At 45.7% G+C, this 13,188-nt stretch carries 26 protein-coding genes; 24 read left to right on the forward strand and 2 right to left on the reverse strand.

Annotated features, from left to right (window positions below; all coding sequences use genetic code 11):
• The first annotated feature begins 11 nt into the window (after positions 1-11).
• From rplB to rplQ, 24 genes are all read left to right on the forward strand, one after another.
• Positions 12-836, forward strand: a complete 825-nt coding sequence (rplB, locus tag MSG33_RS16775) for a 50S ribosomal protein L2 (protein ID WP_005383168.1) — start codon at positions 12-14, stop codon at positions 834-836.
• A 21-nt stretch (positions 837-857) separates the two neighbouring features.
• Positions 858-1,136 (forward strand): 30S ribosomal protein S19, encoded by a 279-nt coding sequence (gene rpsS / locus MSG33_RS16780; RefSeq protein WP_004394525.1) that lies wholly within the window; start codon positions 858-860, stop codon positions 1,134-1,136.
• Between the two features lie 10 nt (positions 1,137-1,146).
• Positions 1,147-1,479: a 50S ribosomal protein L22 gene (gene rplV, locus MSG33_RS16785; protein WP_005383164.1), complete on the forward strand. Its 333-nt coding sequence runs from the start codon at positions 1,147-1,149 to the stop codon at positions 1,477-1,479.
• An 18-nt stretch (positions 1,480-1,497) separates the two neighbouring features.
• Positions 1,498-2,196, forward strand: coding sequence for a 30S ribosomal protein S3 (rpsC, locus tag MSG33_RS16790; RefSeq protein WP_005383161.1), 699 nt, complete (start codon positions 1,498-1,500; stop codon positions 2,194-2,196).
• A gap of 11 nt (positions 2,197-2,207) precedes the next feature.
• Positions 2,208-2,618 (forward strand): 50S ribosomal protein L16, encoded by a 411-nt coding sequence (rplP, locus tag MSG33_RS16795; RefSeq protein WP_005379577.1) that lies wholly within the window; start codon positions 2,208-2,210, stop codon positions 2,616-2,618.
• On the forward strand, positions 2,618-2,809 hold the full coding sequence (gene rpmC, locus MSG33_RS16800; protein ID WP_005379576.1) for a 50S ribosomal protein L29: 192 nt from the start codon (positions 2,618-2,620) through the stop codon (positions 2,807-2,809). The genes rplP and rpmC overlap by 1 nt, the downstream gene beginning before the upstream one ends.
• Entirely contained in the window at positions 2,809-3,063 is a 255-nt protein-coding gene (gene rpsQ, locus MSG33_RS16805; protein WP_005379575.1) for a 30S ribosomal protein S17, read from the forward strand. Before rpmC ends, rpsQ begins: the two co-directional genes overlap by 1 nt.
• A 162-nt stretch (positions 3,064-3,225) precedes the next feature.
• Positions 3,226-3,597, forward strand: a complete 372-nt coding sequence (gene rplN, locus MSG33_RS16810) for a 50S ribosomal protein L14 (RefSeq protein WP_004410450.1) — start codon at positions 3,226-3,228, stop codon at positions 3,595-3,597.
• A 13-nt stretch (positions 3,598-3,610) separates the two neighbouring features.
• Positions 3,611-3,928, forward strand: a complete 318-nt coding sequence (rplX, locus tag MSG33_RS16815; protein ID WP_005379574.1) for a 50S ribosomal protein L24 — start codon at positions 3,611-3,613, stop codon at positions 3,926-3,928.
• A 23-nt stretch (positions 3,929-3,951) separates the two neighbouring features.
• Positions 3,952-4,491 carry a 50S ribosomal protein L5 gene (gene rplE, locus MSG33_RS16820; RefSeq protein ID WP_005379573.1) on the forward strand — a complete coding sequence of 180 codons (540 nt, stop codon included), beginning with the start codon at positions 3,952-3,954 and terminating at the stop codon, positions 4,489-4,491.
• A 17-nt stretch (positions 4,492-4,508) separates the two neighbouring features.
• Positions 4,509-4,814 carry a 30S ribosomal protein S14 gene (rpsN, locus tag MSG33_RS16825; protein ID WP_012841173.1) on the forward strand — a complete coding sequence of 102 codons (306 nt, stop codon included), beginning with the start codon at positions 4,509-4,511 and terminating at the stop codon, positions 4,812-4,814.
• A gap of 29 nt (positions 4,815-4,843) precedes the next feature.
• Positions 4,844-5,236 carry a 30S ribosomal protein S8 gene (gene rpsH, locus MSG33_RS16830; RefSeq protein WP_005379572.1) on the forward strand — a complete coding sequence of 131 codons (393 nt, stop codon included), beginning with the start codon at positions 4,844-4,846 and terminating at the stop codon, positions 5,234-5,236.
• Positions 5,237-5,249: 13 nt separating this feature from the next.
• The gene (gene rplF, locus MSG33_RS16835) at positions 5,250-5,783 is read left to right on the forward strand and encodes a 50S ribosomal protein L6 (RefSeq protein ID WP_005392377.1); all 534 of its coding nucleotides are present in this window, start codon (positions 5,250-5,252) and stop codon (positions 5,781-5,783) included.
• Between the two features lie 9 nt (positions 5,784-5,792).
• Positions 5,793-6,146: a 50S ribosomal protein L18 gene (gene rplR, locus MSG33_RS16840; RefSeq protein ID WP_005379568.1), complete on the forward strand. Its 354-nt coding sequence runs from the start codon at positions 5,793-5,795 to the stop codon at positions 6,144-6,146.
• A gap of 14 nt (positions 6,147-6,160) precedes the next feature.
• Positions 6,161-6,664 carry a 30S ribosomal protein S5 gene (gene rpsE, locus MSG33_RS16845; RefSeq protein ID WP_004745894.1) on the forward strand — a complete coding sequence of 168 codons (504 nt, stop codon included), beginning with the start codon at positions 6,161-6,163 and terminating at the stop codon, positions 6,662-6,664.
• Positions 6,665-6,671: 7 nt separating this feature from the next.
• On the forward strand, positions 6,672-6,848 hold the full coding sequence (gene rpmD, locus MSG33_RS16850; protein ID WP_005379565.1) for a 50S ribosomal protein L30: 177 nt from the start codon (positions 6,672-6,674) through the stop codon (positions 6,846-6,848).
• 5 nt (positions 6,849-6,853) lie between these two features.
• Entirely contained in the window at positions 6,854-7,288 is a 435-nt protein-coding gene (rplO, locus tag MSG33_RS16855; protein ID WP_005383155.1) for a 50S ribosomal protein L15, read from the forward strand.
• A 20-nt stretch (positions 7,289-7,308) separates the two neighbouring features.
• A complete protein-coding gene (secY, locus tag MSG33_RS16860; protein ID WP_005379562.1) occupies positions 7,309-8,643 on the forward strand; it encodes a preprotein translocase subunit SecY in 1,335 nt (444 codons plus the stop codon).
• A 38-nt stretch (positions 8,644-8,681) separates the two neighbouring features.
• Positions 8,682-8,795: a 50S ribosomal protein L36 gene (rpmJ, locus tag MSG33_RS16865; protein ID WP_000868186.1), complete on the forward strand. Its 114-nt coding sequence runs from the start codon at positions 8,682-8,684 to the stop codon at positions 8,793-8,795.
• 149 nt (positions 8,796-8,944) lie between these two features.
• Positions 8,945-9,301, forward strand: coding sequence for a 30S ribosomal protein S13 (gene rpsM / locus MSG33_RS16870; RefSeq protein WP_005383154.1), 357 nt, complete (start codon positions 8,945-8,947; stop codon positions 9,299-9,301).
• An 18-nt stretch (positions 9,302-9,319) separates the two neighbouring features.
• Entirely contained in the window at positions 9,320-9,709 is a 390-nt protein-coding gene (gene rpsK / locus MSG33_RS16875; RefSeq protein ID WP_001118870.1) for a 30S ribosomal protein S11, read from the forward strand.
• 27 nt (positions 9,710-9,736) lie between these two features.
• Positions 9,737-10,357 (forward strand): 30S ribosomal protein S4, encoded by a 621-nt coding sequence (gene rpsD / locus MSG33_RS16880; protein WP_005383146.1) that lies wholly within the window; start codon positions 9,737-9,739, stop codon positions 10,355-10,357.
• Between the two features lie 24 nt (positions 10,358-10,381).
• Positions 10,382-11,374, forward strand: a complete 993-nt coding sequence (rpoA, locus tag MSG33_RS16885; RefSeq protein ID WP_005383143.1) for a DNA-directed RNA polymerase subunit alpha — start codon at positions 10,382-10,384, stop codon at positions 11,372-11,374.
• Positions 11,375-11,400: 26 nt separating this feature from the next.
• A complete protein-coding gene (gene rplQ, locus MSG33_RS16890) occupies positions 11,401-11,781 on the forward strand; it encodes a 50S ribosomal protein L17 (RefSeq protein ID WP_005383141.1) in 381 nt (126 codons plus the stop codon).
• A gap of 135 nt (positions 11,782-11,916) precedes the next feature.
• Here the strand turns inward: rplQ and MSG33_RS16895 are convergent, their stop codons facing one another.
• Together MSG33_RS16895 and MSG33_RS16900 are read right to left on the reverse strand one after the other, a co-directional pair.
• Positions 11,917-12,396 carry a DUF2780 domain-containing protein gene (locus tag MSG33_RS16895; protein WP_012841172.1) on the reverse strand — a complete coding sequence of 160 codons (480 nt, stop codon included), beginning with the start codon at positions 12,394-12,396 and terminating at the stop codon, positions 11,917-11,919.
• Between the two features lie 154 nt (positions 12,397-12,550).
• A complete protein-coding gene (locus tag MSG33_RS16900; protein ID WP_005392370.1) occupies positions 12,551-13,171 on the reverse strand; it encodes an FKBP-type peptidyl-prolyl cis-trans isomerase in 621 nt (206 codons plus the stop codon).
• Between the last annotated feature and the right edge of the window lie 17 nt (positions 13,172-13,188).

The following is a 13,188-nucleotide window of genomic DNA, read 5'->3' on the forward strand; positions in this document are numbered from 1 at the left end:
AGTAGTTAAAAATGGCTATTGTTAAATGTAAGCCGACTTCCCCTGGTCGTCGTCACGTTGTTAAAGTTGTTAACGCTGACCTACACAAGGGCAAGCCATACGCACCTCTTCTAGAGAAAAACTCTAAGAACGGTGGTCGTAACAACAAGGGTCGTATCACAGTACGTCACATCGGCGGTGGTCACAAGCACCACTACCGTGTAGTTGACTTCAAACGTACTAAAGATGGTATTCCAGCGACAGTTGAGCGTCTTGAATACGATCCAAACCGTAGCGCAAACATTGCTCTAGTTCTTTACAAAGACGGTGAGCGTCGCTACATCCTAGCACCTAAAGGTGTTGTAGCTGGTGATGTTATTCAGTCTGGTGTTGATGCACCAATCAAAGCTGGTAACACTCTACCAATGCGTAATATCCCAGTAGGTTCAACAGTACATAACGTTGAACTTAAGCCTGGTAAAGGTGGTCAGCTAGCTCGTTCGGCTGGTGCTTACGCTCAAATCGTTGCTCGCGACGGTGCGTACGTAACTATCCGTCTACGTTCTGGCGAGATGCGCAAAGTTCTTTCTGAAGGCCGTGCAACAATCGGTGAAGTTGGTAACTCTGAGCACATGCTACGTGAACTTGGTAAAGCAGGTGCATCACGTCATCGCGGTATCCGTCCAACGGTTCGTGGTGTTGTAATGAACCCGATTGACCACCCACACGGTGGTGGTGAAGGCCGTACTTCTGGTGGTCGTCACCCAGTATCTCCTTGGGGTATGCCTACTAAAGGCTTCAAGACTCGTAAGAACAAACGCACTGACAAGTACATCGTACGTCGTCGTAACAAGTAATCTATATAAAGAGGAATCGCCATGCCACGTTCTCTCAAGAAAGGTCCTTTTATTGACCTACACTTGCTGAAGAAGGTAGAGAAAGCGGTGGAAAGCGGAGACAAAAAGCCTATTAAGACTTGGTCCCGTCGTTCAATGATCATCCCTACGATGATCGGTTTGACCATCGCTGTCCATAATGGTCGTCAGCACGTACCAGTATTTGTAACTGATGAAATGATCGGTCACAAACTGGGTGAATTCGCACCAACACGTACTTACCGCGGTCACGCTGCGGATAAGAAAGCTAAGAAGCGCTAAGGAGTAAATAATGGAAGCAATTGCTAAACATAACTTTGCTCGCATTTCGCCTCAGAAAGCTCGCTTAGTTGCGGATCTAATCCGTGGTAAATCTGTTGACCAAGCTCTAGAAATCCTAACGTTCAGCAACAAAAAAGCTGCTGCACTAGTTAAGAAAGTTCTAGAGTCTGCTATCGCTAACGCGGAGCACAACGAAGGTGCAGATATTGACGATCTGAATGTCGCAAAAATCTTTGTAGATGAAGGCCCAACCATGAAGCGTATTATGCCTCGTGCTAAAGGTCGTGCGGATCGTATCTTGAAGCGTTCAAGCCACATCACTGTTGTTGTAGCAGATCGCTAGAGACTAGGAGAGTAAGCAATGGGTCAAAAAGTACATCCAAATGGTATTCGTCTAGGCATCGTTAAGCCTTGGAATGCTACATGGTTTGCTAACACCAAAGATTTCGCTGACAACCTAGACGGCGACTTCAAGGTACGTCAGTTCCTTACAAGTGAACTGAAAAAAGCGTCTCTATCACGTATCGTTATCGAGCGTCCTGCTAAGAGCATCCGTGTGACTATTCACACTGCTCGTCCAGGCGTTGTTATCGGTAAGAAAGGTGAAGACGTTGAGAAGCTACGCGCAGCTGTAGCTAAAATTGCAGGTGTACCAGCGCAAATTAACATCGCTGAAGTACGTAAGCCTGAACTAGATGCGCAACTTGTTGGTGACAGCATCGCGTCTCAGCTAGAGCGTCGTGTTATGTTCCGTCGTGCTATGAAGCGCGCAGTACAAAACGCTATGCGCCTAGGCGCTAAAGGTATCAAAGTGGAAGTAAGCGGTCGTCTAGGCGGCGCTGAAATCGCACGTTCAGAGTGGTACCGTGAAGGCCGTGTGCCTCTACACACTCTACGTGCTGACATTGATTACGCAACTTCTTCGGCTCACACTCAATACGGTGTGATCGGCATTAAAACTTGGATCTTCAAAGGTGAAATCCTAGGTGGTATGCCAGCAGCTAACGCTGTAGAGCCTAAAGGCGACAAGCCTAAGAAGCAGCGTAAAGGCCGTAAGTAAGGAGTCGACAGATGCTACAACCTAAACGTACTAAGTTCCGTAAGGTTCAGACTGGTCGTAACCGTGGTCTAGCTAAAGGTACTGATGTAAGCTTCGGCGAATTCGGTCTTAAAGCTGTTGGCCGTGGTCGTCTAACTGCTCGTCAAATCGAAGCGGCACGTCGTGCAATGACACGTCACGTTAAGCGTCAAGGTAAAATCTGGATCCGTGTGTTCCCAGACAAACCAATCACAGAAAAACCACTTGAAGTTCGTCAAGGTAAGGGTAAAGGTAACGTTGAGTACTGGGTAGCCCAAATCCAACCTGGTAAGGTTATGTACGAAATGGGTGGTGTACCTGAAGAATTGGCACGTGAAGCGTTCCGTCTTGCGGCACGTAAACTGCCTTTCAAAACTACATTTGTAACTAAGCAGGTGATGTGATGAAAGCACAAGATCTACGCGAGAAAAGCGTTGAAGAGCTTAACGCTGAGCTAATGAATTTGCTACGTGAACAGTTCAACTTGCGCATGCAAGCTGCGACTGGTCAACTACAGCAAACTCATACTCTGAAAGCTGTACGCCGTGATATCGCACGTGTGAAAACTGTTTTGACTGAGAAGGCAGGCGCATAATGAGCGAAGTAAAACGTACTCAACAAGGTCGTGTTGTTAGCGATAAGATGGACAAGTCTATCACTGTTGCTATCGAACGTTTCGTAAAACACCCAATCTACGGTAAATACGTAAAACGTACGACTAAAGTACACGCACATGACGAGAACAACGAGTGTGGCCTAGGCGACACAGTTGAAATCGCAGAGTGTCGTCCACTGTCTAAGACTAAGTCTTGGACTTTGGTAAAAGTTCTAGAAAAGGCGAAGATTTAATCTCGTTAATTCTATGAAACTAAAGCGGCTCCAAAATATTTTTGGAGCCGTTTATTTTTTGACTACCCAATCACAAAAAAGGGTGGTACAATTCGCGTCCCTTTTAAAGAGGCAGCCCGACCCGTGATGGGTCTAGTTATTAATATTTAGCGGAGCACTAACATGATCCAAATGCAAAGTATGCTGGACGCAGCTGATAACTCAGGCGCACGCAGCGTAATGTGTATTAAGGTTCTGGGTGGCTCTCACCGCCGTTATGCACATATCGGTGACGTCATCAAAGTTACTGTGAAGGAAGCAATCCCTCGCGGTAAAGTTAAAAAAGGTGATGTTCTGAAGGCGGTGGTAGTGCGCACCCGTAAAGGCGTACGTCGTCCTGACGGTTCTGTCATTCGCTTCGACCGAAATGCTTGCGTATTGCTAAACGACAATACTGAGCAACCAATCGGTACACGTATCTTTGGTCCTGTGACACGCGAACTTCGTGGCGATAAGTTCATGAAGATCGTTTCACTGGCTCCAGAAGTTCTGTAAGGAGCACGTAGAAATGGCAGCTAAAATCCGTCGTAATGACGAAGTAATCGTTCTTGCTGGTAAAGACAAAGGCAAGAAAGGTAAAGTAACTAAGGTTCTAGCAACTGGTAAAGTTATCGTTGAAGGTATCAACCTAGTTAAGAAGCATCAGAAACCTGTTCCAGCTATGGGTATCCAAGGCGGTATCGTAGAGCAAGAAGCAGCAATCGACGTTTCTAACGTGGCGATTTTCAACGCAGCTACTGGTAAAGCTGACCGTATCGGTTTCCGTTTTGAAGACGGCAAAAAAGTTCGTTTCTTCAAGTCTAACGGCGAAACCGTTTCTAACTAATAGAAGTAATTTGGAGTTCTACTATGGCGAAACTGCATGATTACTACAAGTCGTCTGTAGTCGCTGAACTGACCAAACAGTTCGGTTACACAAGCGTCATGCAAGTCCCTAGAATCGAGAAAATCACCCTAAACATGGGTGTTGGTGAAGCAATCAACGATAAGAAACTGCTAGAAAATGCAGCGTCTGATATGGCAACGATCTCTGGTCAAAAGCCACTTATCACAAAAGCGCGCAAATCTGTTGCAGGTTTCAAAATCCGTGAAGGCTACCCTATCGGTTGTAAAGTAACCTTGCGTGGCGAACGTATGTGGGATTTTCTTGAGCGTTTAATTAACATCGCTCTTCCACGTGTACGTGACTTCCGTGGTGTTAGCGCTAAGTCTTTTGACGGTCGCGGTAACTACAGCATGGGCGTTCGCGAGCAAATCATCTTCCCGGAAATCGACTTTGATAAAGTTGATCGTGTACGCGGTTTAGACATCACTATTACGACGTCTGCTGGTACTGATGAGGAAGGCCGTGCTCTGCTGGCTGCCTTTAACTTCCCATTCCGTAAGTAAGGTGAAGGGTTACTGTTATGGCTAAACAATCAATGAAAGCACGTGAAGCTAAACGTGCACAGCTAGTAGCTAAGTTCGCTGAAAAGCGTGCAGCGCTAAAAGCTATCATCAGCGATGTAAACGCATCTGAAGAAGATCGTTGGAACGCGGTTCTTACACTGCAATCTCTTCCACGTGATTCAAGTGCATCACGTCAGCGCAACCGTTGCAACCAAACTGGTCGTCCACACGGTTACCTACGTAAGTTCGGTCTAAGCCGTATTAAGGTTCGTGAAGCTTGCATGAAAGGCGAGATTCCGGGTCTTCGTAAGGCTAGCTGGTAATTGCCACTTAATCATTTGGAGTAAATCATATGAGCATGCAAGATCCGATTTCGGATATGCTGACCCGCGTTCGTAACGGTCAGGCAGCAAACAAAGTTGCTGTAAAAATGCCTTCTTCAAAGCTTAAAGTTGCAATTGCTGCACTACTAAAAGCTGAAGGTTACATCGTTGACTTCGCTGTTGAAGGCGAAGCAAAACCTGAGCTAGAAGTTACACTTAAGTACTTCCAAGCTAAACCAGTAATCGAGCAACTTAAACGTGTTTCTCGTCCAGGTCTACGTGTTTACAAGAAGAAAGATGAACTTCCTTCTGTAATGGGTGGTCTTGGTATTGCTATCGTTTCAACTTCCAAGGGTCTTATGTCAGACCGCGCTGCACGTAAAGCAGGTCTTGGTGGTGAAATCATCGCTTACGTAGCTTAATAAGGAGTAGACTATGTCTCGTGTTGCAAAAGCACCTGTCGCTATTCCAGCTGGCGTAGAGGTGAAACTAAACGGCCAAGAAATCACTGTAAAAGGTGCGAAAGGCGAACTAACTCGCGTTCTTAACGATGCAGTTGTAATCGCTCAGGAAGAAAATAACCTGACTTTCGGTCCTAAAGAAGGTGTTGCTAACGCATGGGCTCAAGCAGGTACTGCTCGCGCTCTAGTTAACAACATGGTTGTTGGTGTTACTGAAGGCTTTACTAAGAAGCTAACTCTTAAAGGTGTAGGTTACCGTGCTGCTATCAAAGGCAACGCTGTAGGTCTAACACTAGGCTTCTCACACCCAGTTGAGCACGAGTTGCCAGCGGGTATTAAAGCTGAATGTCCAAGCCAAACTGAAATCGTGATCACTGGTGCTGACAAGCAACTAGTTGGTCAAGTTGCGGCTGACATTCGTTCTTACCGTGAGCCTGAGCCATACAAAGGCAAAGGTGTTCGTTACGCAGATGAAAATGTGCGTACTAAAGAAGCTAAGAAGAAGTAAGGTAACACTATGGATAAGAAAGCATCTCGCATCCGTCGTGCTACACGTGCACGTCGTAAGATTGCAGAACTGGGTGCGACTCGCCTAGTTGTACACCGTACTCCTCGTCACGTGTACGCACAGGTTATCGCGGCTAACGGCTCTGAGGTTATCGCAGCAGCTTCTACTGTAGAAAAAGCGATCCGTGAGCAAGTGAAATACACTGGTAACGTTGATGCAGCTAAAGCAGTGGGTAAAGCTATTGCTGAGCGCGCTCTTGAGAAGGGCGTAACTGCAGTTGCATTTGATCGTTCTGGTTTCCAATACCACGGTCGAGTAGCGGCGCTAGCAGAATCTGCTCGCGAAGCTGGTCTGAAATTCTAAGGTAGGGTTGGAAGATGGCTAAAGAACAACAAGTTCAAGCGAATGATTTGCAAGAAAAGCTAATCGCAGTTAACCGCGTATCTAAGACGGTTAAAGGCGGTCGAATCATGAGCTTCACTGCACTAACAGTAGTTGGTGACGGTAATGGTCGTGTAGGTTTCGGTTACGGCAAAGCTCGTGAAGTACCTGCAGCGATTCAAAAAGCAATGGAAAAAGCGCGTCGTAACATGACTACGATCGCTCTAAACGAAGGCACTCTTCACCACCCAGTGAAAGGTCGCCATTCGGGCTCTAAAGTTTACATGCAGCCTGCTGCAGAAGGTACTGGTGTTATCGCAGGTGGTGCGATGCGTGCAGTACTAGAAGTTGCTGGTGTACACAACGTACTATCTAAAGCGTACGGTTCTACGAACCCTATCAACATCGTTCGTGCAACGATCGATGCACTAGGTAGCATGAAGTCACCAGAAATGGTTGCTGCTAAACGTGGTCTAACTGTTGAATCTATTTCGGAGTAAGAACACCATGGCAACTATTAAAGTAACTCAAACTAAAAGCTCAATTGGTCGTCTGCCAAAGCACAAAGCTACTTTGCGCGGTCTAGGTCTTCGTAAAATCAACCACACAGTAGAACTTGAAGATACTCCGTGTATTCGCGGTATGATCAACAAGGTTTACTACATGGTTAAAGTTGAGGAGTAATCAGAATGCGTTTGAATACTCTAGCACCGGCTGCTGGCGCGAAAACTTCTGCGAAGCGAGTAGGTCGTGGTATCGGTTCAGGCCTAGGTAAAACTGGTGGCCGTGGTCACAAAGGTCAAAAATCACGTTCTGGCGGCAGTGTTCGTCCAGGTTTCGAAGGCGGTCAGATGCCTCTGAAACAACGTCTACCAAAATTCGGTTTCACTTCTCGTAAGAGCCTAGTGTCTGCTGAAGTTCGTCTAGCTGAGCTAGCGAAAGTTTCTGGTGACGTAGTTGATCTAAACAGTCTTAAAGCTGCTAACATCATCACTAAGAACATCGAATTTGTAAAAGTTGTTCTTTCTGGTGAAATCAACAAAGCAGTGACTGTGAAAGGTCTACGTGTGACTAAAGGCGCTAAAGCTGCAATCGAAGCTGCAGGCGGTAAAATCGAGGAATAATCTCGAGGAACGAGGTACAGATGGCTAAGAAACCAGGACAAGATTTTCGTAGTGCTCAGAGCGGCTTAAGTGAACTAAAGTCGCGCTTGTTATTCGTAATTGGTGCACTTTTAGTATTCCGAGCCGGCTCCTTTGTGCCGATTCCTGGTATTGACGCTGCTGTACTTGCCGATTTGTTCGAACAGCAAAAAGGTACCATCGTTGAAATGTTTAACATGTTCTCCGGTGGTGCTCTTGAGCGTGCATCTATATTAGCATTGGGCATCATGCCGTATATTTCGGCATCTATTGTTGTCCAATTGCTAACTGTAGTTCATCCAGCGTTAGCTGAACTCAAAAAAGAGGGTGAAGCAGGCCGTCGTAAGATCAGCCAATACACACGCTACGGCACGCTTGTACTTGCAACCTTCCAAGCTATAGGTATTGCAACTGGCCTACCAAACATGGTCGACAATCTGGTTGTTATCAACCAAACCATGTTTACGCTAATTGCTACCGTAAGTTTAGTAACCGGTACCATGTTCTTAATGTGGTTAGGTGAACAAATTACAGAGCGAGGAATTGGTAACGGTATTTCGATACTGATTTTTGCAGGTATTGTTGCTGGATTGCCTTCTGCAATCGGTCAAACAATCGAGCAAGCGCGTCAAGGTGAATTGCATGTACTTCTTCTGTTGCTAATCGCGGTATTAGCTTTTGCAGTCATTTACTTCGTTGTTTTCATGGAACGTGGTCAACGCCGAATCGTCGTTAACTACGCGAAGCGTCAACAAGGTCGTAAAGTATTTGCTGCGCAAAGCTCGCATCTGCCTCTTAAAATTAACATGGCAGGTGTAATTCCAGCGATTTTTGCATCAAGCATTATCTTGTTCCCAGGAACATTGGCTCAGTGGTTTGGTCAAAACGGCGAGAGCAGCGCGTTCGGTTGGTTAACTGACGTGTCTTTGGCTCTTAGCCCAGGTCAACCGTTGTATGTAATGCTTTATGCAGCAGCAATTATCTTCTTCTGTTTTTTCTACACGGCGTTGGTTTTCAACCCGCGTGAAACAGCAGATAACTTGAAGAAGTCTGGTGCATTCGTACCCGGTATCCGCCCAGGTGAGCAGACAGCGAAGTACATTGATAAAGTAATGACACGTTTAACCCTTGCTGGTGCACTGTACATTACCTTTATCTGTCTGATTCCCGAGTTCATGATGGTCGCGTGGAACGTACGTTTCTACTTCGGCGGTACATCGCTACTAATCGTAGTTGTTGTAATTATGGACTTTATGGCACAGGTACAGACTCATCTGATGTCTCAACAGTATGATTCTGTGTTGAAGAAAGCGAATCTGAAAGGCTACGGCCGTTAATCCGGCGGTAGACTCAGTTTCATTTACGGAGTTTAGCAATGAAAGTTCGTGCTTCCGTTAAAAAAATCTGCCGTAACTGTAAAGTAATCAAGCGTAACGGTGTCGTTCGCGTGATTTGCAGTGAGCCAAAGCACAAACAGCGCCAAGGCTAATTAGCAGAAATTTTTACTTGAAAATGAAGGTTGGGTCGAGTATATTCCTCGGCCTACCTTTTGCGTGCAAAAGAAGTAGTATTCCGCAGCGTATCCATAACGGGCTTTGCTGCGGCTAATTCTTTTATAGAAACACTTAGGAGTGAATAATGGCCCGTATAGCAGGCATTAACATTCCTGATCAGAAACATGCAGTAATCGCTCTAACAGCGATCTACGGCATCGGTAAAACTCGCTCTCAAGCTATCCTAGCTGAAGTGGGTATTGCTGAAAATGTTAAGATCAGTGAACTAACTGAAGAGCAGATCGATCAACTGCGTGATGGTGTAGCTAAGTACACTGTAGAAGGTGATCTACGTCGTGAAGTATCTATGAACATCAAGCGTCTTATGGACCTTGGCTGTTACCGTGGTCTTCGTCATCGTCGCAGTCTACCACTACGTGGACAGCGTACTAAAACCAACGCTCGCACCCGTAAGGGTCCGCGTAAGCCGATCAAGAAATAATCGGGAAGGTAGAGTACAATGGCTAAACAACCAACTCGCGCTCGTAAGCGCGTACGCAAGCAAGTTGCAGATGGCGTTGCGCACATCCATGCTTCTTTCAATAACACAATCGTAACCATTACTGACCGTCAAGGTAACGCTCTTGCATGGGCTACTGCAGGTGGTTCTGGTTTCCGTGGTTCTCGTAAGTCTACTCCGTTCGCTGCACAGGTTGCTGCTGAGCGTTGTGCTGAAATGGCTAAAGAATACGGCCTAAAGAACTTGGAAGTTATGGTTAAGGGTCCTGGTCCAGGTCGCGAATCTACTGTTCGTGCACTAAACGCCGCTGGTTTCCGCATCACAAACATCGTTGATGCTACACCAATCCCTCATAACGGTTGTCGTCCACCTAAGAAACGTCGCGTATAACGTTTCTAGGACAATTGGAGAAGAATCATGGCAAGATATTTGGGTCCTAAGCTGAAGCTTAGCCGTCGTGAAGGCACTGACTTATTCCTTAAGTCTGGTGTTCGCGCGATCGATACCAAGTGTAAAATTGATAACGCACCAGGTGTACACGGCGCTCGTCGCGGTCGTCTATCTGAGTATGGCGTTCAGCTTCGTGAGAAGCAAAAAGTACGTCGTATGTACGGCGTTCTAGAAAAACAATTCCGTAACTACTACAAAGAAGCTGCTCGCCTAAAAGGCAACACTGGTGAAAACCTACTTCAGCTTCTTGAAGGTCGTCTTGATAACGTAGTTTACCGCATGGGCTTTGGTGCAACTCGCGCAGAAGCACGTCAGCTAGTTAGCCACAAAGCTATCCTAGTAAACGGTAAAGTTGTAAACGTTCCTTCTTTCAAAGTAGCGGCTAATGACGTTGTTTCTATTCGCGAGAAAGCTAAACAGCAAGCTCGTATTAAAGCTGCTCTAGAAGTTGCTGAACAACGTGAAAAACCAACTTGGATTGAAGTAGATGGTGGCAAGATGGAAGGTACATTCAAGCGTATGCCTGAGCGTTCTGATCTATCAGCTGACATCAACGAACAATTGATCGTCGAGCTTTACTCTAAGTAAGGTTTAAACTAAAGAGAGGACACAATGCAGGGTTCTGTAACAGAATTTCTTAAGCCACGTCTAGTTGACATCGAACAAATCAGCTCGACTCACGCAAAAGTAACTCTTGAGCCATTAGAGCGTGGCTTTGGTCATACTCTGGGTAATGCACTTCGCCGCATTCTTCTATCTTCTATGCCTGGTTGTGCAGTGACAGAAGTAGAAATCGAAGGCGTACTTCACGAGTACAGCACTAAAGAAGGTGTACAAGAAGATATTCTTGAAATCCTTCTAAACCTTAAAGGTTTGGCAGTGCGTGTTGCTGAAGGCAAAGATGAAGTGTTCATTACTTTGAACAAATCAGGCTCGGGCCCTGTGGTTGCAGGTGACATCACCCATGATGGTGATGTAGAGATCGCTAACCCTGAACACGTTATTTGTCACCTAACGGATGACAACGCTGAAATCGCAATGCGTATTAAAGTAGAACGTGGTCGTGGTTATGTTCCAGCTTCTGCGCGTATCCATAACGAAGAAGACGAGCGTCCAATCGGTCGCCTACTAGTAGATGCTACTTACAGCCCAGTAGACAAAATTGCCTACGCTGTAGAAGCAGCTCGTGTAGAACAGCGCACTGATCTAGACAAGCTTGTTATCGATATGGAAACAAACGGTACTCTAGAACCTGAGGAAGCAATCCGTCGTGCAGCTACAATCCTAGCTGAACAATTGGATGCATTCGTAGATCTTCGTGATGTACGAGTTCCTGAGGAGAAAGAAGAGAAGCCAGAATTCGATCCGATCCTACTGCGTCCTGTAGACGATCTTGAACTAACAGTTCGCTCTGCTAACTGTCTGAAAGCAGAAGCGATTCACTACATCGGTGATCTAGTACAACGTACTGAGGTTGAGCTACTTAAAACGCCTAACCTTGGTAAAAAATCTCTTACTGAGATTAAAGACGTACTTGCGTCACGTGGTCTGTCTCTGGGCATGCGCCTAGAAAACTGGCCACCTGCATCAATCGCTGAAGATTAATCGATACTAGTTAGAAGGATTAGGTCATGCGCCATCGTAAGAGTGGTCGTCAACTCAACCGCAACAGCTCACATCGCAAAGCGATGTTCAGCAACATGGCTAGCTCTCTAGTACGTCATGAAGTTATCAAGACTACTTTGCCAAAAGCAAAAGAGCTACGTCGCGTAGTTGAGCCTTTGATTACACTAGCTAAGACTGACAGTGTTGCTAACCGTCGTCTAGCATTTGCACGTACTCGTGACAACGAAGTAGTTGCAAAACTATTTAACGAACTAGGTCCACGTTTTGCTGCTCGTCAGGGCGGTTACACTCGTATCCTAAAAGCTGGCTTCCGTGCTGGTGATAAAGCTCCAATGGCTTACATTGAGCTTGTAGATCGCCCAGCTGCTGAAGAAGCTGCTGAGTAATCAGTTCGTAAGAACGAGAAAGCCGAGCGTTAGCTCGGCTTTTTTGTATCTGCGATTCAGTAAATCTTTATATCCAGCCTGCATTTATTTTACTCCATGTAGACTGGCAATTTAAAAAGTGATTATCACTTGCGCTTATTTACTAGTATTCCACAACCCGCCCAATGAACTTAGAAGTCCCTCGCTAGCGCCTTGCTTGTTCAAGTAATCCAAGATTACTGGAGCAAACTGACTGATCATAGAGGGATCTAAACCCAACGTATCGAATGCACTTTTTACTGCACTGATATTCTCAATATTCCCCAGTAAGCTTTGTGCTCCTTGCAAGTTTGAAAGCCCAGGAATCAAAGACTGTAATTCACTGCTATTTTCTTGTGAAAGCTGGCTTTGAGCCAAAGCGAGTAGTGCGCCACTACCTCCAGCCGCTTGTTCTGTAGATACAGGTAATTGGCTAGTTAGCATGTCTGTTAATGGAGATGATTCAGTGTTCAGGCTACTACCTACCATATCCATTAGGCCACTTTCTTTACTTTTTTGCGTGACGGAATCTAAGAATGCGTGTGCACTACCAATGTTCATTGATAAGAGTGCCAGAGTCAGGAGTGTTTTACGCATAGTACCTCCGAAGGTTGAGCGTTTTTAACGTGATTTTATTGTTTTAAAGGCTATCAGAATGAAAGGTTTAGAGGTGAGAAAGTCTATTCAGTTTAGACAAAAAAAACGGCGCTAATGCGCCGTTTTATTAAATCATAATTGAAAATGGTTTCAATTAAAGAATATCTAGTAGTTCTACTTCGAAAACTAGTGCTGCGAATGGAGGGATAGCTGCACCAGCGCCACGCTCACCGTACGCAAGGTCTTGTGGTACGTATAGTTTCCACTTAGAACCAACAGGCATTAGTTGTAGTGCTTCTACCCAGCCTTTGATTACGCCTGTAACAGGGAATTCAGCTGGTTGACCGCGAGATACAGAGCTATCGAATACAGTACCGTCAGTTAGCTCACCGTGGTAGTGAACGCGAACTGAGCTTTCTGCTGTTGGAACTGCACCAGTACCTTCAGAAATGATTTCGTACTGAAGGCCAGAGTCTAGAACATTAACTTCAGGGCGTAGTGCGTTGTCTTTTAGGAACGCTTCGCCTTCTGCTGCTGCAATTTTCGCTGCTTCTTGGCGAGCGGTTTCTGCACGAGTGTGAAGTTCTTGTAGTGCTTTGTTGATTTCATCAATTTCGATTGATGGCATGTCACCAGTTAGTGCTGTTGCAATACCCGCTGCGATAGCATCAACGCTAAGACCTTCAAGACCAGAACCTGCAAGTTGCTGACCCATTTGCAGACCAATGCCGTAGCTTGCTTTTTGTTCTGCAGTTTCAAATTTAATTTCAGACATGAATGTCGCTCTTGTTA

Source organism: Vibrio sp. 1CM7H, from assembly GCF_023161645.1.
Taxonomy (GTDB): domain Bacteria; phylum Pseudomonadota; class Gammaproteobacteria; order Enterobacterales; family Vibrionaceae; genus Vibrio; species Vibrio diabolicus.